Raw genomic sequence first — 21,074 nt, forward strand, 5'->3', positions numbered from 1 at the left:
TTATGCCCCGTCATGCGGCGAGCAGAGCGGAAGGAAAGAAGAATCTGTCCTGTGGTGATCGTGCGGCCGCATCCGGCCGTCTTTTCCCGGGATTTTTACCTTGTTCCTTACCGGTGTGTGCATATGCAGCAAGAGCCGTGCGGTCGTGCGGCGACACCGGTGCGGGTGAGGTGAGAGAGCGATCGTGGACCGGGCGCTTCACGGTGCGCGCCGTCGCGCACGGCGCGGCGAGGGGCGGACGTCCCGGCCCGCCCGGAGCGTCCGAAGTGCGCGCTCCTCGTGCGAGGGGTCGCTGGACGCCGTGCGCGGCGCGACCGTCAACGGGAGCGCGGGACGGCGTCGCCGCCCGCGCGGCGGGACGCGATGTACAGCGCCCATGCCACCGGCGGCAGGATGAGGTCGAGCCACAGCGGCGGGCCGATGTTGCCGGGCTTGGTGTTGTCCTCGGCGATCCAGTAGTAGAAATGGCCCACGGCGTCGCCGAGGTACTGGATGGACAGGACGGTGATCACCGCCAGCCAGAAGCCGCCGCGGAACCACAGGCACATGATGGCGGTGACGGCGATCGACAGGTCGCCCATCGCGTTCTCGAACTGGAAGCCGCCGTTCCCGCGGGTGTAGCCGATCTCCTCCGCGGTGGCGGGGCCGTCGAAGAGGTGGGCGCCGGCCCCCAGGAGCCCTTCGATCCCCACGGCCACCACCAGCCACCACACCAGGTAGATGTCGGCGGTGGGGCCTGCTCCGGGCTCGGCCTTGCGCCTGCGCCACTGAACGGTCGCTCCGATGAGCGCGATGATCGGCAGTAAGAGGATCTCCACACCCCACCTCCAGACACTCGGTGACAGAGAGTTTACTTTCGGTGATCGGAAGGGGGGCGGGGAGGGGTCCGTCCGCGCCGGGACGACGGACGGGGCCGCGTGCTCGTCGGAGAGCCCTCACAGGCCTTCGTGTCCGCGGGACGCCGGGCGGACACGAGGGGACGGCGCCGCGCGTTCACGGGACGACGGGCCGAGGGGGCCGACCTCGCGTCGATCGAGGACCGGCCGTCCCGGGAGCGGGACGTCCGCCCCGCGGCCGCCCGGCGGGGCGGACGATCGAGACGCGGCGCCCGCCCGCCCCGGCGAGGACGTCCGCGAGGTCGGTCGCGGGCGTCAGGAGGACCCGGCGGATTCGCAGCGGGCCTTCAGGCCCTGGGCCTCCATCTCCAGGTAGCGGCGGGTGAGCCGGCCGGTGAAGAGGGAGACGAGACGCACCAGCGGGCCGGTCTGCTCGAGGGTCAGCTTCACCCCGGTCCGTCCGTCCTCGGTGGAGGTGAGCTCGTGGCCGGCGACGGTGGTGACGCCCGGGCTCGTGGACTCCCAGGTGAACGAGGCGTTCGGGGTCAGCTCGGTCACCCGCCACACGGCGGTGGGGAGCCGGGGCTGGGAGACCTTCGCGGTGCTGCCGGGACGCAGCGGGCCGGCGTCCTGCCGTTGCACGCGGGTCATGGACTCCGACCATTCCGGCCAGCGTTCCACGTCGATGAGGACTTCCCAGACCCGCTCCACAGGGGCGTCGATGACGGTGCTCGCCTCGTAGCGCATCAAGACTCCCGGGCGTATCACGATGATCTGGGACGTTCCTATCAAAAAAGGTTCCGCCGGGACACCTATGGCGCCTTTTCGTTGCGTGTTCCAGTGCGCGCTTTCACCGGTCCGGTCCCGGGGCCCGCGTCCGAGGAATGCAGCCGGCTTCGACCCTTCGGGGACGGCGAGAAGCCGAAGACCTCGGCCGACGCCTCGGGGACCCGGCCCGGAGGGCTTTTTCAAGGCCGCTCCGTCGCACCGGCGGAGCCGCCTCATCGCCGCACCGGCGGCGCGAACGCTCCACGGTCCGCCGTCTCGTTCCCGCGCCGTCGACGCGTCCGACGGCGGGCCGTGATCCGCTCGGTCCTCCGGCCGGCCGTGCGCGGGCGCCTGGACTCCCGGCATGACGTTGACCGAGGCCGCCCGGATGATCCTCACCGAGTCGACCGCCCACCCGGAGCCGATGCGCACCGCGCGGCACGCCTGCGACGAGTGCGTCGCCGGGCGCACGCCCGCCCACCGGGTGCTCAGCGGGATGCTGCGGGAGGCCGCGCGCAAGGGCGTGTACCCGGCGCTGCGAGAGCGGTACGGGGAGCGCGCGTTCGAGGACATGGTCATGGCGATCGCGCGGGAGGTGGACCGGCGGGCCCCGGTGCCCGCTCGCAGGTGATCTGGGCCACATGGGTGTGATTCGATCCCACGAAGGGACCGATCGAGGACATTGTTTCGGAACGCGCACGGGGGCGTCGTGATCGAATCCACCCTGAGAGACGTTCCGAGGACGGGATGCACAGACGGATGGTCCGCTGGGCGATCGTGGCGGCCGTGCTGATCGCGGCCGGTGCGCTGCCGGGCGACGGCCCGCCGCGCATCCGGCTGGACGATGTGACGGAGGCGCTGTCGTTCTTCCGCGACGTGCGGCCCGCCGTCGTTCACGGGGACCCCGGCTCCTGAGCGGGGGTGCCGTTCCCGCTGCCCGTCCGCCACGATGGAGGAGGACGCCTCCGGCGCCGACGACCCGCCGACACCGGCGACGGCGGCCCGCTCGGCGCCCTCGGAGCCGGCGTCCGATCCGTGCGGCGCACCTGGAGGTGGGAGGGATCGCTCGTCTGCTCCATCGACGACCGGCGCGAGAGTGGGCGGCCGACGATGCGGGCGGCCGTGCCGGGCGGCCGTGAACGGGTTGTTCGTCTACGGGACGCTGCGGTTCCCGGCGGTGCTCGAGGCGCTGCTGGAACGGGTGCCGCCGATGGAACCGGCCAGGGCTCCGGGATGGCGGGCGCGGGCGCTGCCCGGGGCGGTCTACCCCGGGCTGATCCCCGACCCGGGCGCGACGACGGACGGGAGGCTGATCCTCGGCCTGACCCCGGCGGAGATCTCGCTGCTCGACGAGTACGAAGGCGATCTGTACGAGCCGCGGGTGATCGCGCTGGACGGGGGACGGACCGGCCGCGCCTATCTGTGGAAGGGGCCCGTCGAGGAACGCGACTGGGACCCCGAACTGTTCGTCCGACGGCATCTGACGGCGTATGTCCAACGATGCCGGGCATGGCGGGAAAGTCGCGGCTGAGGCGGCGGTCACGGAACCGTTGACGTGGTCGCTTTATCAAAGTGGAAAGGCAGGGTATCGGTCGTTCACATGGTGTTCATTTGACCTGGGCGTGGCTTCACGTGGGTCGGGGATGATGATGAGCATGGGCGTCAATCCAGGACAAACGCTCTCTTGGGGAGAAGGGCTGCCGGAAGGCCGCTACCTCGATCGGGAGGAGAGCTGGCTCCGGTTCAACCAACGCGTCCTGGAACTGGCCGAGGATCCGACGCTGCCGCTGCTGGAACGGGTGCGCTTCCTGGCGATCTTCGCCACCAACCTGGACGAGTTCTTCATGGTGCGGGTGGCCGGGCTGGCCCGCCGGATGGCCACCGGGCTGGCGGTCAAGTCGGCCAGCGGCCGGCGCCCCCGCGAGGTGCTGGAGCGCACCGCCGAGGTGGCCGGCGAGCTGATGCAGCGGCACGCCGCCGTCTTCCACGAGCAGATCCTGCCCGCTCTGGCCGCCGAGGGCATCCAGATCCTGCGCTGGGAGGAGCTGTCGCGGACCGAGCAGGAACGGCTGCACCGGCTGTTCCGCGAGGAGATCTACCCGGTGCTCACCCCGCTGGCGGTGGACTCGGCGCACCCCTTCCCCTACATCAGCGGCCGGTCCCTGAACCTGGCGGTGATCGTCCGCGATCCCGACACCGAGGCCAGCATGTTCGCCCGGGTCAAGGTCCCGCCGCTGCTGCCGCGCTTCATCGAGGCGTCCCCGGACCGGTTCACCCCGCTGGAGGACGTGATCGCCGCCCATCTGGGGCAGCTGTTCGTCGGCATGGAGGTGGTCGAGCACCACGTCTTCCGGGTCACCCGCAACCAGGACCTGGAGATCGACGAGGACATCAGCGAGGGTCTGCTGCAGGCGCTGGAACGGGAGCTGCTGCGCCGCCGGTTCGGCCCGGTGGTGCGGCTGGAGGTGGAGGAGACCATCTCCCCCGAGGTGCTGGAGATGCTCACCGAGGAGCTGGGCGTCGACGAACGGCAGATCTACAAGATCCGCGGGCCGCTGCACCTGGGCGGGCTGCACGCCATCGCCGACCTGGACCGGCCGGAGCTGAAGTACCCGCCGTTCGTGCCGTCCAAGGAGGCGGTGCCGATCGACGCGGACATCTTCGCCGCCATCCGGGAACGGGAGGTGCTGATCCACCACCCCTACGACTCGTTCACCACCACCGTGCAGCGGCTGATCGAGGACGCCGCCGCCGACCCGCATGTGCTGGCCATCAAGCAGACCCTCTACCGCACCAGTGGCGACTCGCCCATCGTGGACGCGCTCATCGACGCGGCCGAGGCGGGCAAGCAGGTCGTCGTGGTGGTGGAGCTGAAGGCCCGGTTCGACGAGCGCGCCAACATCGAGTGGGCGCGCAAGCTGGAACAGGCCGGCTGCCATGTGGTGTACGGGTTCGTCGGTCTCAAGACGCACTGCAAGCTGTCGCTGGTGGTGCGGCAGGACCCGGACGGGACCCTGCGCCGCTACTGCCACATCGGCACCGGCAACTACAACCCCAAGACCGCCCGCCAGTACGAGGACCTGGGCCTGCTGACCGCCGATCCGGAGGTGGGCGAGGACGTCAGCACCCTGTTCAACCACCTGACCGGCTACTCCCGGCAGACCTCCTACAACCGGCTGCTGGTGGCTCCGCGCAGCCTGCGGTCCGGGCTGGTGATGCGGATCGAACGGGAGATCGACCACCACCGGGCGGGCCGGCCCGCGCACATCCGGATCAAGTGCAACGGACTGGTCGACGAGGTGATCATCGACGCGCTGTACCAGGCGTCGCGGGCCGGGGTGCCGGTGGACATCTGGGTGCGCGGGATCTGCGCGCTGCGGCCGGGGGTGCCGGGGCTGAGCGACAACATCCGGGTGCGCAGCGTGCTGGGCCGGTTCCTGGAGCACTCCCGGGTGTTCGCGTTCGAGGACGGCGGCGAGCCGGAGGTGTGGATCGGCAGCGCCGACCTGATGCACCGCAATCTGGACCGGCGGGTGGAGGCGCTGGTGCGGGTCACCGACAAGGCGCACCGCGCCGAGCTGGTCCGGCTGCTGGACCTGGCCATGGACGAGGGCACCGCCAGCTGGTGGCTGGGGCCGGACGGCGAGTGGACCCGGCACCAGTACGCCGGGACCGGCGAGCCGGGCTCCCGGGGCGAGCCGCTGCGGGACATCCAGCGGCATCTGATGAAGACCAGGCGGTGGAGGACGGTGGATGGGTGATTCATCCGGCGGGTCGGTGATCCGGGCGGCGGGCGCGGTGGTGTGGCGCGAGGGCCCGGCCGGCCCCGAGGTCGCGCTGGTGCACCGGCCCGCGTACGACGACTGGTCCTTCCCCAAGGGCAAGCTCGACCGCGGCGAGCACGTGCTGCAGGCGGTGCTGCGCGAGGTCGAGGAGGAGACCGGGATGGCGGTGCGGCTGGGCCGCCGGCTGCCCGCCACCGCCTACCTCAAGGACGGGCGGCCCAAACGGGTCGACTACTGGAGCGCCGTCGCCGTGGGCGGCACCGCGTTCCGGCCCGGCAGCGAGGTCGATCGGCTGCAGTGGCGGACGGTCGAGGCCGCCGCGCGGCTGTTGACCTATGAGCGGGACGTGGATCTGCTGCACGAGTTCGCCGCCGGGCCGCTGCGGACCCGGCCGGTGGTGGTGCTGCGGCACGCCGCGGCGGGGGACAAGAGCCGGTGGCGCGATCTGGACGCGCTGCGTCCGCTGGACGAGCGGGGACGCCGCGACGCGCAGCTGCTGGCCCGGCTGCTGGGGGCGTTCGGCCCCGCCCGGCTGCACAGTTCGCTGACCGCCCGCTGCCTGGAGACGCTGCTGCCGTTCGCGCTGCGGACGGGGGTCGGGCCGGTCGCCGAGCCGGCGTTCACGGTCGGCCGGAGCGATCCCGAGCGGGCCTGCGCCCGGATGGTGGAGCTGGTCGAGGCGACCGACGGGCCGCTGGTGGTGTGCACGCACGGCGAGTTCGTCCCCGACCTGGTGGTCGAGCTGTGCCGCCGGTACGGGGAGAAGGTCCCCGAGGACCCGTCGTTGCGCAAGGGAGGGTTCTGGGTGGCGCATCTGGGCGACGATCGGCTCACCGGCCGGACCTCGCTCGCCGCCCTGGAGCGCCACTTCGCCGACCCGCGCCGATCGGCGGCGTGAGGAGGCCTCAGGAGGAGATCCGCCGCCAGGTCTCCTCCAGATGGGACAGGGACTCCAGGGCCTCGCAGCGTTCGACGCCGTAGAGGACGCCGAGCACGAACGCCTCCCGGGGAGGGACGCCGCGTTCGGCGGCGGCGCCTTTGAGCCACTCCATGGCGATCACGCCGTCCTGGTGGCCGCCGAGGACCTCCTGCAGGCGTTTGGCGTCGGCGGCGGTGCGCCGGGCCGCCTCGGCGCGGGCGGGATCGAGGTCGGCGAGCGCGGCGGCGGCCAGCTCGGCGGCGTACCGGACGCGTTTGGCGGCCTTGCGGAGGTCGTGCCGGGCCTCTTCGGGATCGTCGGCGACGGCGATCGCGGCGTGCTTCTTGGCCATCCGCCGCCACTGGCGCCCGACCAGCCGGGGCAGCTCCTTGACGGCGGCGCGGTCGGCGCGCTCGCCCAGCGGTGGATCGGTGAGCAGGGCGTCGAGGGCGTCCAGCAGCGCGAAGTACCGGTCGGTCTTGAGGTGGGCGTTCAGCCGGCGGTAGGCGGACTTCTCCCGTTTGGCCAGCTCTTCCAGCCAGGACTGGGGCTCGGCGACGTCGAATCCCAGCGGCCGGGCGAGCCGGTCGGTGAACCGCATCCGCAGCACCTCCAGGTCGCGGACCTCGCCCAGCACCGCGGCCAGCCACCGCAGCTCCGGCTCCAGCGCCGCGATGCGCTCGGCGTCCAGCACGGGGGCGAAGCTCTTCAGGGCGCTGCGGATCCGGCGGGTCGCCACCCGCATCCGGTGCACCGCGTCGAACTCGGCCAGCCGCGCCTTGGGGTCGAACTCCAGCACCGCCTCCACCTGCCGGGCCAGATAGCCGAGCACGGCCGCGCCCGCCGTGTGCGGGGGCGCCGCCGCGGGCCGGGGCCGGCCGCCGTTGAACGGCACCGTCATCACCGGCGCCAGCACCCGGCTCAGCTTGGCCGAGCCGTCGGCCTTGCGGGCGCCGGCCTTCTTCAGCAGCTTGCCGGCGGCCTTGAGCAGGCCGGGCTCTCCGGCGGGGCCCAGCTCGACCTCGATCTCCCGCCACCCGGTCGCCGGCGGCTCGGCGCCCTCGGCCGCCGCCGGGTCGACCAGGCGGCCGACCACCACGTCGTCGGTGACCTCGGCGAGCACCCGGCCGTCGGCGTCCAGCAGATCCACGACGGTCCGTTCGGTCTCCAGCGTCGCCACCGGGCGCAGCGGCGCCCCGCGGGTCTGCGCGGCGACCAGCGAGGCCAGCCGCGCCGGGACGATCGTGGGGCGACCGAGCGAGGCGCGCAGCTCCCGCTTGCTGTCGGGGCCCACCGGGATCTTCAGATGCCAGCCGGCGTCCTCGCCGCCGCGTCGTCGCCGCAGGGTGATGCCGCGGGCGGCCAGCCGGTGGTCGTCGGTGTCGAAGTAGGTCGCCATGAGCACATGCGTGCGGGGTTCGCTCACCGACGCGACCCCGGGAAGACCGGACAGGTCCGGCATTGTGAAGTCGTCGTCGGCGTCGTATTTGCGTTCTACCTCAAGCTGGCTTTTCGGGTCGGCCACGCATGCTCTCCTCGATGTCGACGTCCCTGGCGGGCGGGTGAATCGGAGATGACGCCCCCGTGACCAGCATTACACGTCCCGGTAAACGGCGTTGAGGCCCGGGACGGTGAAAAGGCCGGTTCAGGGTGAGCGGGGATGACAAGGCGGCGGTGAGGCGGCGGCCCGCCGGCGCGGCTTCGGGGAGGCGTGTGAGGGACCTGATCGGTGCGGCGTTCAGGGCGATGCCCGGGTCGTCCTCCCGCCCGTTCGCCCGTCCTTGTCCCGCCCGTCGCGCCGCGGACGGCGCGCCGTCCGGCGCATCCGGTACGGCGGGATCCTGTGACCGAGATCGCTCCCCGGCCCGCCCTGCACGGCCTGCGCGGCCTGCGCGGCTTGCGCGGCCTGCACCGGGTGCGCGCCCCGGGCCGGCCGTGCGGCCTCGCAGGCGTCGGCGGGCGGATCGGTCCGCATCGCCCCCGGGCGGGGCGCCGCGGGGCGGGCGGGCGACCCCGCGGACCCTGGGGCGTTCGGCGCCGACCGGTGTCGATCAGGCGTCGATCGGGAATCGATCAGGTGTCGATCAGGAGTCGGTCGGGTCCGGGTACTCGATCAGGTGGTACTTCATCCCCATGTGGCTGGGGCGGAAGCCCATCTTCTGGTAGAACCGGATGGCGTTCGGACGCTGGCGGTCGGTGGTGAGCTGGACCACGCGGCAGCCGCGGGCACGGGCCTGTTCGATGACCCATTGGATGAGGGCCTGACCGACGCCGCGGCCGCGGTATTCGGAGGCGACGCGGACGCCTTCGATCTGGGCTCGCTCGCCGCCGGTGTAGGTCAGGCCGGGGATGTAGGTGAGCTGGAGGGTTCCGGCGATCTCGCCGTCGATCTCGGCGACGATGATGGAGTTGTTGGGGTCGGCGTCGATCGCCTCGAAGGCCCTCCAGTAGGCCTCCGGCAGCTCGTCGCCGGGGGACTCGCGGGTACTGCCGAGCGGATCGTCGGCCAGCAAGCGGACGATCGCGGGCACATCCTCCCGGACAGCCTCGCGGAAGGTCACCTTTTGATCACGAGTCACGAGGCTCAGGGTATCCGCACGGTAGGACCGATAAGTTACCCTCGCTTGTAGTACTACGGCCTGTAGTACTACGTTGGGTCCAGCATCCCACCCCGGATCCCCTGGAGGCCGCCGTCATGGTCGCCCTCGCCGACCTGCACCGTGCCGTGCCCGCGCCGTTCTCCCGGCCCGGCGCGGCGGAGGACCGCCGTCTCCACACCGACCCGGCGTCCGTCGACCCTCGCGGCGGCGAGCAGCCGGGCGGCGGGCCCGTCGGCGCGCTGCGCGAGCGCTGCGCCGCGGTGATCGACGCCGAGCTGGCCCGACTGGCCGGTCGCAGCTCCCTGGACCGTGGCGCACTGGAGACCGTCGCCGACGCGCTGCATCGGCTGGCCGACTCCCTGCTGCTGGATCGGGTGAGGGAGGCCCACCTCGAGCCGCCCGTGCTGGCGGCGCTGTTCGACCTGGAGAGAACATGCTGAACCCGGACAAGCACTGGACCGACGACGCCATCTGCCGCGGTGCCGACCCCGAGCTGTTCTATCCGATCAACTACTCGGTGCCGGTGATGGTCGAGCAGGTCCGGGAGGCCAAGTTCATCTGCGCCCAGTGCCCGGTGCGGGCCGAGTGCCTGGACTGGGCGCTGCGCGCCGGCGAGCCCGACGGGATCTGGGGCGGCACCACCCCCGAGGAGCGCCGCTACCTCCGCCGGGAGCTCCGCGAGCGCCGTCGCGCCGCCTCTCGTTCCGGCCGCGCCGCCACCGCCGCCTGAAAAGAGACATCACGGACCCGGCGTCTTGAAAGTGATGATTCGCTGAACCGGCATCGCGGCAATGGAGTCGGAGATGATTTTCTGGCCGGGTAGGTAAAACTACATATTCCGGGCGTTCGGCCGCCGATATCGTCCACATGGCCCGGATGCGCACGCGTGGTGTGAATAATGTGCGCCGTGTCGAATGTGTGGACGGTCCGTTGACGAAGATCGATCCGGTGGTCGATGCGCCGGAAATGTCGGAAATAGTCAGGGAGCTTCGTGCTCTCGCCGCACATCCGCGGCTGTCGGCGCGCGAGCGGCACCTGCGGCGCCTCGCCGATGACCTGGACGCCGGCCGCGATCTGGACCGCTGGGCCCAGATCGACCTGTACGCGGCGTTCGCGCGCGAGGAGACGATCGGTCCCGCCGCGCACGGCGTCCGACGGACCCGCGCCGGCGCGGTCCTGGACCTGGCGTCCGGCCTGGTGATCTTCATTCCGATCCTGATCACCTGGTTCGGCCTGTTCAGGGCCACCGCCGCGTACCGGATGAGCCGCGGGGACACCGCCCTGGCCGGCAAGTCCTTCCTCGAGCAGTGGCAGACCGGCTTCCACGGCCGGCTGCCCGCCTGGCTCTACTTCGACCGGATCGCCTGGTGGACGGTGCTGGCCATCGTGCTGCTGATGGCCCTCTCGGCCGGGCACACGCTGTGGCGGCGCCGCGAGGAGGGACGGGACAGGCGGGAGCGCACCGCGTTGATGAGCCGGCTCACCGCCGCGCTCACCGACGTCGACCTGGAGCTGAGCCGGCTCCGGCTGACCGACGCCGCCCAGCTGCGGCGCAGCGCGGCGCACCTGACCGACGCCTCCCGGGAGCTGGGCAAGGTCGCCGACCAGGTGCGCACCGTGGAGCGCGAGGCCGCCGAGAGCCTGCGGCTGGTGAACCAGGTCGTCGAACGGGTGAATCGGCTCGCCGACACGGTCAACAGCAGCGGGGACGCCGTCCGCGCCGCCGCCGACGACGGCGAACGGATCCGCAAGGCGCTCGAGGACGCCGTCCACCGGCTGCGCACCGCCCTCACCGACGGGCAGCGGGAGCACGCCGCCGCGATCGCCGCCGCCCTGGAGCGCAGCGGCGAGGACATCCGCACGGCGCTGGAGGACTGGCGCACCGAAGGCGCCATCTACTCCCACCGGCACGAGACCGCGACCGACCATCTGGCCGCGGTCGCCGGGGGCATCGAGGAGCTCCTGCGCCGCACCGTGCAGTCCCTGGGCGAGCTGCCCGCCGCCGTCGACCGCCTCGAGGACCACGCCGGCCAGGCCGCCGAGCGCCTGGAGCGCACCATGACCGACACCTCGACGCGGATCGCCGCCGACCTCACCGGGGCGGCCGAACGGCTCAACACCGAGGTCGGGGCGCTGCTCGCCGGGCTGCCGGAGGGACACGCCCGGCAGGTCGCCGCCGAACTGGCCGCGCTGCGCACAGCGGTGGAGGGGCTGAGCGACCAGATCGCCCGGACCGGCAGGCGGAAGCGGTGGCCGTGGTGAGGTCCCGGCTGCCGACGATCGCCCTCGCCGGCTGGCTGCTGGCGGACCTGCTGCTGGCCTTCTCCATCGTGGTGCTCGGCACCCAGGAGCCGCCGCCGCGTCCGCGCGCCTCCTCCACGCCGTCCCCGACCCCCAGCCGGCCGCCCGCTTTGGAACGCCGGTACGTCCAGGTCAGCCTGAACGTCGACCCGGACGCCGCCGCACGCGGCGAGGAGTCCGCGGTCGAGGCGATCCGCCGGGCGATCCGCGCCCAAGGCCCCCGGCTGGCGGGCCGCCGCGCCGGCATCGTGCTGACCTTCGGCGCCCAGCACAGCGGCGGCGAGAGCTTCGCCAACGACGTCAACAAGCTCCTGCCCCGCGCCGACGACCTGCTCTTCGGCGACGTCGCCACCCGCGACTTCCAGCTCCTCGGAGCCTCCGGCGGAGCGGTGCTGCTGAACATCTACCTCTTCTACGACCACTAGGAGACTTCCATGAGCCAGCAGGTCCTCCCCTTCTACCTGGTGTGCGACGAGTCCTACTCGATGGACGGCGCCCCCATCGACGCGATCAACAAGTCGCTGCCCGAGATCCACCAGGAGATCGGCGGCAACCCGGTCGTCGCCGACAAGACCCGGTTCTGCCTGATCAGCTTCTCCAGCACCGCGCAGGTGCTGCTGCCGCTGTCGGACCTGAGCGAGGTGACCTCGATGCCCGCCATGGCGGCCTCGGGGAGCACCTCCTACACCGCGGCGTTCACCCTGCTGCGCGACACGATCGAGAGGGACGTCGCCGCCCTCAAGGCGGCCGGCCACCAGGTGCTGCGGCCGGCGGTGTTCTTCCTCACCGACGGGCAGCCCACCGACGACGACTGGGTGAGCGCCTACCAGCGCCTCACCGACCCCTCCTGGAAGCCCCGGCCGAACATCCTGGCGTTCGGCTTCGGCGGGGTGAACGTCGACACCATCCAGCAGGTCGCCACCGTGCGCGGCTTCCTCGCCGACGGCTCCCTGGGCCCCGCCCAGGCCTTGCAGGAGTTCGCCCAGTCCCTGATCCAGTCGGTGATCAACTCCGGCACCTCCGCCGACGCCGGGGGCGGCATGAGCCTGGCCATGCCGGACAAGGTCCCCGGCTTCACCACCGTCCCCGCCGACCCGGTGTGACCCCCGCCCGGTGATCGACCCCAGACCGAGAGGGAACGCCGTGCGCGCATTCGACGACCCGACCCCCGAGGACCGGCCCGAGCAGCGGCCCGAACACCCCCGCCGCGACGAGCCCGCCGCCCCGCCGCCCCGCGACGCCGCGGGGTATCGGCCGCAGTACGCCACCGATCCGCATGCGGCGGCGCCACCGCCTCGATCCGGTACGCCGCCCGCGCAGTCTCAGCCCGCCGGCGAGTGGACGCCGGTCCATCCGTCCCGTTCCGGCGGCACGCCCCCTCCGCATTGGGGCGAGCAGCACCCCTCACCGGCGCCCCGATCGGGGCATCAGCCGCCGGGGCAGTACCCGCCGCAGCCGTACGGGCCGCCCGCCCCGCCGCCCGGCCCGGCCTACCCGCAGGACGCGTCGGCGGCCCCGCCCGGGCATCCGCACGGGGCGCCTCAGCAGTGGTACGCCCCCGCACCACCGCCCTACGACCCCTCCCCCTACGGCGTTCAGCCCGCCGTGCAGTGGACGCCCCCCGAGGAGGCCTACGCCTCGCCTCCGCCCGGGGGACGTCCCGACGGCCCTCGGCCGCCCGCCGGGAACCCCGTCGCCTACCACGGCTACCAGCCCTATCCGCAACCGCAGCCCACTGAGGTCCGGCCGGCGGAGGACGCCGGGAGCACCGCGCCCGGGGCCGGACCGACCGACGCCTCCCGGCAGGTGCAGGACGTCCGGCGGCCGGAGGCGCCGGCCGACCCCACGCGGATCGATCCGCCCGCCGGCGCCCGCGAAGCCGCACGGCCGGAGCGGTCCGCATCGGACGCGCACCCGGCGCAGCCCGCGCAGGACGCGCAGCCCGCGCAGCCCGCGCAGCCCGCACAGCCCGCGCAGCCCGCGCAGGCCGCGCAGGCCGAGGACCGCCCCCGCCCCCGGTCACAGGACCCCGCCATAGGGGATGTGCCGGACGGCGACCGGTCGCGGCATGAGGGGCGGGAAGGAGGACATGCGGACGGACGGGAAGGCGAGCAGGAGGACGACCTGGAGGCGATGGTGCGCGCGGTGCAGTCCCCGCCCGCGGGCGGGTCGCACCGGCAGGAGGCCCGGCCTCCCGAGCGTTCCGGCGCCACCGCCGACGCCGCGGCCGACGCCCCGGCGGACACCGGGGCCGACGCCGCGCCCGACACCGGGACCGGGGCCGAGCGGTCCGCGCGGCAGGCGGAGCCGGCAACGGACGCCGCGTCTCCGCCCGCCGGGCGGAGGACCCGCCCCCAGCGGCCCAGGATCAAGCTCACCCGGCACCGGGACGATCCCGCGCCGGAGAGCGAGACGCCCTTCCCCGCGCCGGTGACGTTCGGAAAGGTGCACCCCCGGGCCGGGGAGGCGCGCGGGCTGCCTCAGGTGGAGCAGGCGGTGCCGGACACCGTGCTGGATCTGGCGGAGTTCGAAGGGCTGGCGGTCCGGGCGGCCTCGTTGCGCGGCGACGACCACCGCTACACCGGCAAGCCCCGGCAGGACTCGCTGGGCCTGTGGACGGTGCGCCGGGAGGGCCGGCCGGATCTGCTGGTGGCGGCCGTCGCCGACGGGGTCGGCAGCCGCCCACTGTCGCATCTGGGGGCGGCGTGGGCCTGCCGGCTGCTTCGCGATCAGGTCGCCGCGCACGCCGACGAGGTGCTCGTCGAGGGCGACCCCGATGAGCTGGGGCGGCGGATCGTCGAGCGGGTCGCCGCGGCGATGACCGACCGGGCCGAACGCGAGCGGCTGCGGCCCGCCGACCTGTCGACCACCCTGGTCGCGGCCGCCGTCGAGCTGACCGGTGCGTCCTCGCCGCAGACCCCGCGCCGGTGCTTCGTGGTGCGGGTCGGCGACAGCACGGCGTATCTGCTGCGCCGGGGCGAGTTCGGGGAGGTGTTCGACGACGCCCGCGACGAGGGGGAGATCGCCGACTTCGTCACCGCCGCGCTGCCCACCGGCGTCGGTCGGGTTCAGGTCGCCGTGGAGACCGTCGGCGCCGACGACGTCTTGGTGCTGTGCACCGACGGGCTCACCGGGCCCATGCGGAACGCGGAGGTGAAGGACCGGCTGGCCCGCTGGTGGAGCGGACCGGCGCCGACGGCGCTGGAGTTCGGCTGGCAGCTCGGGTTCCGGGCCAGGTCCTATGGCGACGACCGCACCGCCGTGTGCGTGTGGGGGCGCCGATGAGCCTGCTCGACGGATCGGACCTGCGGCTGGGCGACCTGGAGGTGGGGGACAGTCTCGGCCGGGGCGGGCAGGGGGCGGTGCACGAGCTGCGCGGGCCGTGGGCGGACTACGTCTACAAGGAGTACCTGGTCCCGACGGTGAACGGGGACGCCCTGGCCCGGCTGGTGCGGGTCCCCGGGGGGATGCCGTCGCATGAGCGGGATCTGCTGCTGGCGCAGGCGGCCTGGCCGCTGGCCCGGGTGGTGGACGGCGGCCGGGTCACGGGGTTCCTCATGCCCAGGGTGCCCGCGCCGTTCTGGGGACGGCGCGCCAAAGGGCCGGCGCTGCGGGAGCTGCAGTATCTGCTGTACGACCCCAAGCCCTTGTGGGGGGACATCACCCCGCTGGACGGGCCGGGGCGGCTGGAGATCGCCCGGCGGGCCGCGTCGCTGTTCCTGCTGTTGCACTCCCATCGGCTGGTGGTGGGGGACGTGTCGATGCGGAACCTGCTGTGGTCGCCGTCGCCGCCGGCGGTCTATCTGCTGGACTGCGACGCGATCCGGCGGGTGGGCGAGCGGCCGGTGCTGCCGCAGCCGCAGACCCCCGACTGGACCGATCCGCAGCAGCCGTCGACCGGCCCCGATCTGGACACCGACCGCTACAAGCTCGCCCTGCTGGTGACCCGGGTGCTGTGCAAGAGCCCGGATCTGCGGCCGGGGGAGGAGCCGGTGTTCGTGCCGGGGCTTCCCGAGCGGGTGAAGGCGGAGGTCGCCGCCAGGTTCGCCGAGGCCGCCCGGCCGCGCGGGCTCAGGCCCGACGCCGCCCAGTGGGTCAGGGCGCTGGACGAGCGGGGGACGATCGAGCTGCCTCCGCTGCCGCCCGTGCGCACCCCGCCCGATCTGCCCAAGGCCCCCCTCGGCGGAGGGCCGATACGACGGCCGACCATTCGGCTGCGACCGCCCGACCGACGATGACCGCATCAGGCCATTCCCGCAGACATGGGCATACGGTGTGAGATCGGATATGTCGGGCACCATTTGCGGTGGTGCGGCGTTGTCATGGCGACGCCATTGCCCAGGGAGGTCTGACGGAGGCGGCGAGATGGGTTATCCCGTGGTTCCGCAGCGACGGGGTCGGTCGGAAGGGCTGATGACGCACGCGACCAGGGCGGTCTCGGCGGCCCTGCTGATCGGCGCGGTGACCGCGGGAATGTGGGTGCTGGAGGTTTTCGACTACGCGCTGGGCGGGGCGCTGGACCAGTACGGCATTCGCGCCTGGGACCCCTACGAGCTGCCGGAGATCTTCACCGCGCCGTTCCTGCACGGAGGATTCGAGCATCTGCTGGCCAACACCATGCCGTTCCTGGTGCTGGGGTTCCTCGCGGCGGCGCGCGGGATCGGGCGGTTCCTGCTGGCCAGCCTGATCATCATCGTGGTCGGCGGGCTGGGGGTGTGGTTCACCGGGTCCCCGACCGTGGACACCCTGGGCAGCAGCATCCTGATCTTCGGGTTCTTCGGCTATCTGCTGGGCCGCGGGGTGTTCGAGCGCAGCCTGCTGGACCTGGTGATCGCGCTGGGCGTCGTGCTGGTCTACGGCGGGCTGATCTACGGGATCATCCCGACCGACACCATGATCTCCTGGCAGGGCCACCTGTTCGGGCTGATCGGCGGGGTGTACGCCTCCTTCGTGCTGCGCCGCCGCCCGGAGCTGTACTAGGAGCCTCGGGGGCCGCGATCAGGAGCCGCGCCGGGCGGGACGCACCGACACGTCCGTGACGGCGGCGTCGCGCGGCGTCTGCAGCGCCCCCACGATCACCCGCGCCACCGTGGCGGGATCGGCGAACTCGTCCGGGTCGTAGGGGCGGCCCTCCTGGGTCCGCACCTTGCGCTGCATCTCGGTGGCGGTGCGGCCCGGGTAGACGCTGGTCACCCGCAGTGCGGGCTCCTCGGCGCGCAGCGAGTCCGCCAGCGCCCGCAGACCGTGCTTGGCGGCCGCGTACGCGGACCAGCCGGGGTTGGCGCGCAACCCGGAGCCGGAGTTGACGAAGACCACATGCCCCTCGGCGGCGCGCAGTGCGGGCAGCAGCAGCCGGGTCAGCTCGGCGGCGGACACCAGGTTGACCATGAGCTGCTCGATCCACTGGTCGGCGGTGAGCTCGGCGACCGTCCCCAGATCGACCACGCCCGCGCTGTGCACGACCCCGTCCAGCCGGTCGGGCAGACGGGCGGCGGCCAGCGCGGCCTCCAGCCGGCGCGGCTCGGACAGGTCCAGCACCACGGTCTGCACGGTGCCGCGCTGCCCGGCCACCGGCTGCGGGGCGCCGGCGTCGCCGCGGACGAGGACCTGGGTGCGGGCGTGCGCGCCGCTGCGCAGCGCCGAGGCGACCTCGGCCAGCCGCTCCGGCGAGCGCCCCACCAGCACCAGATCGTGTCCCTGGTCGGCCAGCATCTCCGCCAGCGCCGCACCGATGCCGCCCGTCGCCCCGGTGATCAGGTACGTCCCCATGTCCGCCATTGTCGCCGATCATCCGGCATCGGGCGGGCCCCGACGGGCCGATTCCGGCGCGGGCGCCCGCGCCCCGGGGCGGCCGGCCCCGATGACCGGCTCCGAGGGCGGACGGACGCCCGGCCGCGAGCCCGATGCCGGGCGCATCGCACCGGAACGCCCGGCATCGGACCGACACCGGAACGCGCGACGCCGCCGCGACCTCTCGGGGATGTCCGCGGCGGCGTCGACGGAACGAAAGGGCTCGAAAGGCGAGGCTCAGAAGAACAGGCCCCTGCGGCGTGCGGCCTGGTCCAGGTACTGGGTGATCTGCTGCTCCCAGTCGACGTTCGCGCAGGTGGCGTAGTCCACGGTGAAGCTGGCGAACGCGTCGTGGCCCTCGGTCAGCAGACCGCGGCGCTTGGACAGCTCCAGCACCACCTCCATGGAGCTGGGGCCGGCGACGAAGGTGACCTCCAGCTCCTTGATGCCGTTGATGTACCGCGGCGGCGGGTAGAACTCGATCTCCTGGTAGAAGGGCAGCTGCTGGTTCACGCCCCAGATCCGGCCGCGCTCGCAGTCGGCGCTGCGGAACTGGAAGCCGATGTTGCCGAACGCCGCCAGGATGCGCTCCTGCGCGGGCAGCGGGTGCACCGCGATCGGGTCGAGGTCGGTGGCGTCGACCGCACGGGCGACCTCCAGCTCGGTGGCCACGCCGACGGTGGTGCCGTGCAGCGGGTGGCCGTACATGTGGGTGAGCGGCGCCTCCCAGGGGATCTGCATGCTGAAGGGCAGGGTGTGCCGGGCGCCCTTCGGCAGCATGAAGTTCTCGGTGAGCCGGACCTTGGCGTACTCCATGTCGGTCGTGTACTCGCTGTCGCCGGACTCGACCTCGACACGGCTCTTGAGCGCGACCGACAGGTACTTGATGTCGGAGTCGTGCTCGCCCCCCATGATGTGCACCTCGCCGGTGATGGTCTCACCGGGCCGGGTGTTGGGGTTGTGCAGCACGGTCTCGACGGACGGTCCTCCGACGCCCAGCGCCTTCAACAGCTTTTTGAAGACCACGTGATCACCCTCCTGAGGTCGTTGCGCCGACCTCCCGTGCTCGGTCGCCGCTCGAAGTCGTACGTCTGTTAGGCGCACGGGACGATCCGCGCGTTCCCGCGGGTCTCGCGGCTCACCCGCTGGAAGTCCACATCGTGGCGCACCGGGTGCGCTCTCGAAAGAGACGGGCGGTGACGAGAGCGTCACGGATGCGCCGGCGCGCCCGGGAGCGCCGGTCCGGCCCGGTCGCCGGTGAGCGGTCCGTGGGCGGGCCGCCGGCGGGGACCGGCCTCCCTCGCTGGCGGCCGGTCGTCGCCGCTTGTCCCTCTTTTGGCCTGGGACGACGGTTTCCTGACCGGCGATTCGGGTAGAGCGCCCCTGCTTGTGGATATCACGGACATATTGGTCCGTAAGGGTATCGACACGGACACATCCGGATCCCCCGCGCATCCTCTGTGACCTTGAACGCCGTGGAGGACGGCGATCGATCCGCACCGTGCGTCCGCGCCGCGAGGGGGGATCGTGAACAAGGCACAGTTGATCATCGCCGTGGGCGCCGGCTACCTCCTGGGGCGGACCCGCAAGCTGCGCTGGGCGTTGGCCCTCGCCGGCGTCGGGGCGTCCCGCAAACTGCCCGGGAACGCCAAGGAGCTGACCGCCCAGGGCGCCCGGATGCTGGGATCCTCGCCGGAGACCAAGGAGCTCGCCCAGACCGCCTGGGGCCGGCTGACCGAGGCCGGCCGCGCCGCCGCCATGGCCGCGCTCAGCAGCCGGCTCGAGGACCTGAACGACCGCCTGCACGAGCGGACCGACCTGCTGCTCGCCGAGACCGAACCCGAGGAGGGCGCGGACGGGCCCCCCGATGAAGAGCCCCGCGACGAGGAGCCCCGCGCGGAGGGACCGCGGCGGGCCCGCGGGGACCGGCGGGACGCCGCGAAGGAGCGGGACCGCGAGGAGGGGCCCGCGGAGGAGGCTTCGGCGGCCCGCGACGCCGGGACCCGCCCGTTGCGCCGGCGTCGCGGCACGGTCGAGGACGCCGCCGAGGACGCGGCGGAGCTGGTGACCGATCGGCCGGTCCGGGGACGCCGGACCGGCGGTCTGGCCGGGCGCGTCGCAGGCAGCCGGACACGGAGGCGAGCGGAATGACGCACAAGACCCTCACCGGCTCCGCGCGACGGGCCGCCGACTCCGCGCAGCAGGGCACCGAGTCCGCACAGCGGACCGCCCGCAAGACGCCGGTCGGTCGATTCGCCGACGAGCTGCCCACCGACCGGCTGGTGACGGAACTGCAGGATCTGGTCGGCGCGCTGGGGACGCGGGCGTTGGACTCGGTGATCGGCAAGATCGACGACGCGACGGACCGGCTGACCGACTACGCCGCGAAGGGCGGCGGGCCGGGACTGCTGGCCGCCCTGACCGGAGCCGGGGGCAAGACCGGTGACGGGAAGGGCTCCCGGATGCGGTCGCTGCTCGGCTCCGGGCTGGGCGCGCTCGGCGGCACGCTGAAAAGCACCGTGGCCGGCGGCGCCACGGGCGACGACCGCGCCGAGGACGACGGCGGCGTGGTCAAGGGCGCGCTCGGCGGCGCGGTGCAGGGCGCGGTCGGCGGCGCGCTCAAGGCGGTGACCGGACGCGGCAAGGGCAAGGGCGGCAAGCTCAAGGTCACCAACATCGTCGAGACCGTCGACGTCGGCGTCCCGGTCCGGCTGGCCTACGACCAGTGGACCTCGTTCCAGCAGTGGCCGAACTTCACCAAGAAGGTCGAGAGCGTCGAGCAGGGCGACGACGAGCGGCTCACCTGGAAGGCGCAGGTCTTCTGGTCCCATCGAGAGTGGGAGTCCACGATCGTCGAGCAGATCCCCGACCGGCACATCGTCTGGCGCTCCAAAGGTCCCAAGGGCTATGTCGACGGCGCGGTGACCTTCCACGAGCTGGGCCCCGAGCTGACCCGCATCGTCGTGGTGCTGGAGTACCACCCGCAGGGCTTCTTCGAGCGCACCGGCAATCTGTGGCGGGCCCAGGGCCGACGGGCGAGGCTGGAGCTCAAGCACTTCCAGCGGCATGTGATGACCAGGACGCTCCTGCACCCGGAGGAGACCGAGGGCTGGCGGGGCGAGATCCGCGACGGCGAGGTGGTCAAGGATCACGAGACCGCGCTGCGTGAGGAAGGCCGCGCAGAAGACCGGGAGGAGCCCGAGGCCGTCGAGGAGGAGGCCGAAGAACACCGGCCTTCGGACGTCGACGGGGAGGCCGGGGTCGCCGAAGAGGAGACCGGCGAAGGCGCGTCCGAGCCCGTCGACGAGGAGGCCGACGAAGGCGAACCGGAGGCCGTCGACGAGGAGGCCGACGAGGAGGACGGTGAAGACGGGCCCGAACCGGTCGAGGAGACCGGCGAGCCCGAAGCCGCCGGCGAGACGGCCCCCGAGGGGCCCGAGCCGGAGGAGGGCGAGCCCGCGGAGCGTCCCTCCCGCCCCGCCCGCGAGGAGCCCGAGCCGAAGCCCCGCAGGGCGCGGCGTCCGGTCGTCCGGCGCGGCGCGCAGCCGGCCGCGTCCTCCGATGAGCGGCGCACCCGCCGAGGAAGAAGGACCGAGCAATGACCACGGCCGTCCAACCCGCGGGCGGAGGCGGCGGGTCGTCCGCCGGCGGGCTCGCCGACGTCATCGACACCATCCTCGACAAGGGCCTGGTGATCGACGCCTATGTCAGCGTCTCCCTGCTCGGCATCCAGCTGCTGACGGTGGACGCCCGCGTCGTCGTGGCGAGCGTGGAGACCTATCTGCAGTTCGCGGAGGCGACCGACCGGCTGGACCTCACCGAGCACGAGAAACCCGGCGTGGGCGACCTGGTGGGCGGACCGCTGCCCGGCGAACGCTCGGGCGAGGCGGAGGACTCCGACCGGCGGGCCCTGCAGGCTGCCCCGGTCGACGCCGAGGCCGACGACGAGGCCGCCTCCGGCGAGAAGGCCGGATCCGTTCCCGACGCGGCCCACGAGGCGGGCCCCCGCGAGGAGGCCGAGGCCGTTCCCCGCCGCGGGCGCCGCCCCGCACCGGACCGGCCCCGGAAGGACTGA

At 73.0% G+C, this 21,074-nt stretch carries 22 protein-coding genes; 16 read left to right on the forward strand and 6 right to left on the reverse strand.

Annotated features, from left to right (window positions below; all coding sequences use genetic code 11):
- Nucleotides 1-317: 317 nt before the first annotated feature.
- Nucleotides 318-818 (reverse strand): DUF6790 family protein, encoded by a 501-nt coding sequence (locus EIO00_RS03865; RefSeq protein WP_140175509.1) that lies wholly within the window; start codon nt 816-818, stop codon nt 318-320.
- Between the two features lie 333 nt (nt 819-1,151).
- Nucleotides 1,152-1,583, reverse strand: a complete 432-nt coding sequence (locus EIO00_RS03870) for an SRPBCC family protein (RefSeq protein WP_140175510.1) — start codon at nt 1,581-1,583, stop codon at nt 1,152-1,154.
- A 385-nt stretch (nt 1,584-1,968) separates the two neighbouring features.
- Between EIO00_RS03870 and EIO00_RS03875 the strand changes: the two genes are divergently transcribed.
- The 5 genes from EIO00_RS03875 (at nt 1,969) to EIO00_RS03890 (ending at nt 6,287) form a co-directional block, all read left to right on the forward strand.
- Nucleotides 1,969-2,235 (forward strand): hypothetical protein, encoded by a 267-nt coding sequence (locus EIO00_RS03875; protein WP_140175511.1) that lies wholly within the window; start codon nt 1,969-1,971, stop codon nt 2,233-2,235.
- A 116-nt stretch (nt 2,236-2,351) separates the two neighbouring features.
- A complete protein-coding gene (locus EIO00_RS24080) occupies nt 2,352-2,519 on the forward strand; it encodes a hypothetical protein (protein ID WP_161602641.1) in 168 nt (55 codons plus the stop codon).
- Between the two features lie 220 nt (nt 2,520-2,739).
- Nucleotides 2,740-3,135, forward strand: coding sequence for a gamma-glutamylcyclotransferase family protein (locus tag EIO00_RS03880; RefSeq protein ID WP_140175512.1), 396 nt, complete (start codon nt 2,740-2,742; stop codon nt 3,133-3,135).
- Between the two features lie 124 nt (nt 3,136-3,259).
- On the forward strand, nt 3,260-5,365 hold the full coding sequence (locus EIO00_RS03885; protein WP_175596118.1) for an RNA degradosome polyphosphate kinase: 2,106 nt from the start codon (nt 3,260-3,262) through the stop codon (nt 5,363-5,365).
- Complete coding sequence (locus tag EIO00_RS03890; protein WP_140175513.1) at nt 5,358-6,287, forward strand: NUDIX hydrolase; 930 nt, start codon at nt 5,358-5,360, stop codon at nt 6,285-6,287. Before EIO00_RS03885 ends, EIO00_RS03890 begins: the two co-directional genes overlap by 8 nt.
- A 7-nt stretch (nt 6,288-6,294) precedes the next feature.
- Here EIO00_RS03890 and EIO00_RS03895 read toward each other — a convergent pair whose 3' ends face one another.
- On the reverse strand, nt 6,295-7,833 hold the full coding sequence (locus tag EIO00_RS03895; RefSeq protein ID WP_140175514.1) for a CYTH and CHAD domain-containing protein: 1,539 nt from the start codon (nt 7,831-7,833) through the stop codon (nt 6,295-6,297).
- Between the two features lie 559 nt (nt 7,834-8,392).
- Nucleotides 8,393-8,869 carry a GNAT family N-acetyltransferase gene (locus tag EIO00_RS03900; protein WP_140175664.1) on the reverse strand — a complete coding sequence of 159 codons (477 nt, stop codon included), beginning with the start codon at nt 8,867-8,869 and terminating at the stop codon, nt 8,393-8,395.
- Between the two features lie 134 nt (nt 8,870-9,003).
- Between EIO00_RS03900 and EIO00_RS03905 the strand changes: the two genes are divergently transcribed.
- The 8 genes from EIO00_RS03905 (at nt 9,004) to EIO00_RS03940 (ending at nt 16,189) form a co-directional block, all read left to right on the forward strand.
- Nucleotides 9,004-9,348 carry a hypothetical protein gene (locus tag EIO00_RS03905; protein WP_140175515.1) on the forward strand — a complete coding sequence of 115 codons (345 nt, stop codon included), beginning with the start codon at nt 9,004-9,006 and terminating at the stop codon, nt 9,346-9,348.
- A complete protein-coding gene (locus tag EIO00_RS03910; RefSeq protein WP_140175516.1) occupies nt 9,342-9,638 on the forward strand; it encodes a WhiB family transcriptional regulator in 297 nt (98 codons plus the stop codon). Before EIO00_RS03905 ends, EIO00_RS03910 begins: the two co-directional genes overlap by 7 nt.
- Nucleotides 9,639-9,838: 200 nt before the next feature.
- Nucleotides 9,839-11,170: a hypothetical protein gene (locus EIO00_RS03915; protein WP_140175517.1), complete on the forward strand. Its 1,332-nt coding sequence runs from the start codon at nt 9,839-9,841 to the stop codon at nt 11,168-11,170.
- Nucleotides 11,158-11,634: a hypothetical protein gene (locus EIO00_RS03920; protein WP_140175518.1), complete on the forward strand. Its 477-nt coding sequence runs from the start codon at nt 11,158-11,160 to the stop codon at nt 11,632-11,634. The genes EIO00_RS03915 and EIO00_RS03920 overlap by 13 nt, the downstream gene beginning before the upstream one ends.
- 9 nt (nt 11,635-11,643) lie before the next feature.
- Entirely contained in the window at nt 11,644-12,312 is a 669-nt protein-coding gene (locus tag EIO00_RS03925; protein ID WP_140175519.1) for a vWA domain-containing protein, read from the forward strand.
- Between the two features lie 40 nt (nt 12,313-12,352).
- Entirely contained in the window at nt 12,353-14,494 is a 2,142-nt protein-coding gene (locus tag EIO00_RS03930) for a PP2C family serine/threonine-protein phosphatase (RefSeq protein WP_140175520.1), read from the forward strand.
- Nucleotides 14,491-15,447 (forward strand): hypothetical protein, encoded by a 957-nt coding sequence (locus tag EIO00_RS03935; RefSeq protein WP_140175521.1) that lies wholly within the window; start codon nt 14,491-14,493, stop codon nt 15,445-15,447. Before EIO00_RS03930 ends, EIO00_RS03935 begins: the two co-directional genes overlap by 4 nt.
- Nucleotides 15,448-15,622: 175 nt before the next feature.
- Nucleotides 15,623-16,189: a rhomboid family intramembrane serine protease gene (locus tag EIO00_RS03940; RefSeq protein WP_140175522.1), complete on the forward strand. Its 567-nt coding sequence runs from the start codon at nt 15,623-15,625 to the stop codon at nt 16,187-16,189.
- Nucleotides 16,190-16,207: 18 nt separating this feature from the next.
- Here the strand turns inward: EIO00_RS03940 and EIO00_RS03945 are convergent, their stop codons facing one another.
- Both EIO00_RS03945 and EIO00_RS03950 read right to left on the reverse strand, forming a co-directional pair.
- Nucleotides 16,208-16,978 (reverse strand): SDR family oxidoreductase, encoded by a 771-nt coding sequence (locus EIO00_RS03945; protein WP_140175523.1) that lies wholly within the window; start codon nt 16,976-16,978, stop codon nt 16,208-16,210.
- 258 nt (nt 16,979-17,236) lie between these two features.
- Entirely contained in the window at nt 17,237-18,025 is a 789-nt protein-coding gene (locus EIO00_RS03950) for a sporulation protein (RefSeq protein WP_140175524.1), read from the reverse strand.
- A gap of 501 nt (nt 18,026-18,526) precedes the next feature.
- Between EIO00_RS03950 and EIO00_RS03955 the strand changes: the two genes are divergently transcribed.
- The 3 genes from EIO00_RS03955 to gvpJ are packed head-to-tail and all read left to right on the forward strand — an operon-like array spanning nt 18,527 to nt 21,074.
- Entirely contained in the window at nt 18,527-19,150 is a 624-nt protein-coding gene (locus tag EIO00_RS03955; RefSeq protein WP_140175525.1) for a hypothetical protein, read from the forward strand.
- Nucleotides 19,147-20,601 carry an SRPBCC family protein gene (locus tag EIO00_RS03960; protein ID WP_206664025.1) on the forward strand — a complete coding sequence of 485 codons (1,455 nt, stop codon included), beginning with the start codon at nt 19,147-19,149 and terminating at the stop codon, nt 20,599-20,601. The genes EIO00_RS03955 and EIO00_RS03960 overlap by 4 nt, the downstream gene beginning before the upstream one ends.
- Nucleotides 20,598-21,074 (forward strand): gas vesicle protein GvpJ, encoded by a 477-nt coding sequence (gvpJ, locus tag EIO00_RS25980; RefSeq protein WP_140175526.1) that lies wholly within the window; start codon nt 20,598-20,600, stop codon nt 21,072-21,074. The genes EIO00_RS03960 and gvpJ overlap by 4 nt, the downstream gene beginning before the upstream one ends.

The organism is Thermomonospora catenispora, from assembly GCF_006363815.1.
GTDB classification, from domain to species: domain Bacteria; phylum Actinomycetota; class Actinomycetes; order Streptosporangiales; family Streptosporangiaceae; genus Thermomonospora; species Thermomonospora catenispora.

Coding starts and splice junctions, on each gene's coding strand:
- EIO00_RS03885 (WP_175596118.1), top strand. CDS start 3,260: ATGGGCGTCAATCCAGGACAAACGCTCTCTTGGGGAGAAGGGCTGCCG.
- EIO00_RS03910 (WP_140175516.1), top strand. CDS start 9,342: ATGCTGAACCCGGACAAGCACTGGACCGACGACGCCATCTGCCGCGGT.
- EIO00_RS03940 (WP_140175522.1), top strand. CDS start 15,623: ATGACGCACGCGACCAGGGCGGTCTCGGCGGCCCTGCTGATCGGCGCG.
- EIO00_RS03945 (WP_140175523.1), bottom strand. CDS start 16,978: ATGGGGACGTACCTGATCACCGGGGCGACGGGCGGCATCGGTGCGGCG.
- EIO00_RS24080 (WP_161602641.1), top strand. CDS start 2,352: ATGCACAGACGGATGGTCCGCTGGGCGATCGTGGCGGCCGTGCTGATC.
- EIO00_RS03905 (WP_140175515.1), top strand. CDS start 9,004: ATGGTCGCCCTCGCCGACCTGCACCGTGCCGTGCCCGCGCCGTTCTCC.
- EIO00_RS03890 (WP_140175513.1), top strand. CDS start 5,358: ATGGGTGATTCATCCGGCGGGTCGGTGATCCGGGCGGCGGGCGCGGTG.
- EIO00_RS03935 (WP_140175521.1), top strand. CDS start 14,491: ATGAGCCTGCTCGACGGATCGGACCTGCGGCTGGGCGACCTGGAGGTG.
- EIO00_RS03960 (WP_206664025.1), top strand. CDS start 19,147: ATGACGCACAAGACCCTCACCGGCTCCGCGCGACGGGCCGCCGACTCC.
- EIO00_RS03870 (WP_140175510.1), bottom strand. CDS start 1,583: ATGCGCTACGAGGCGAGCACCGTCATCGACGCCCCTGTGGAGCGGGTC.
- EIO00_RS03875 (WP_140175511.1), top strand. CDS start 1,969: ATGACGTTGACCGAGGCCGCCCGGATGATCCTCACCGAGTCGACCGCC.
- EIO00_RS03925 (WP_140175519.1), top strand. CDS start 11,644: ATGAGCCAGCAGGTCCTCCCCTTCTACCTGGTGTGCGACGAGTCCTAC.
- gvpJ (WP_140175526.1), top strand. CDS start 20,598: ATGACCACGGCCGTCCAACCCGCGGGCGGAGGCGGCGGGTCGTCCGCC.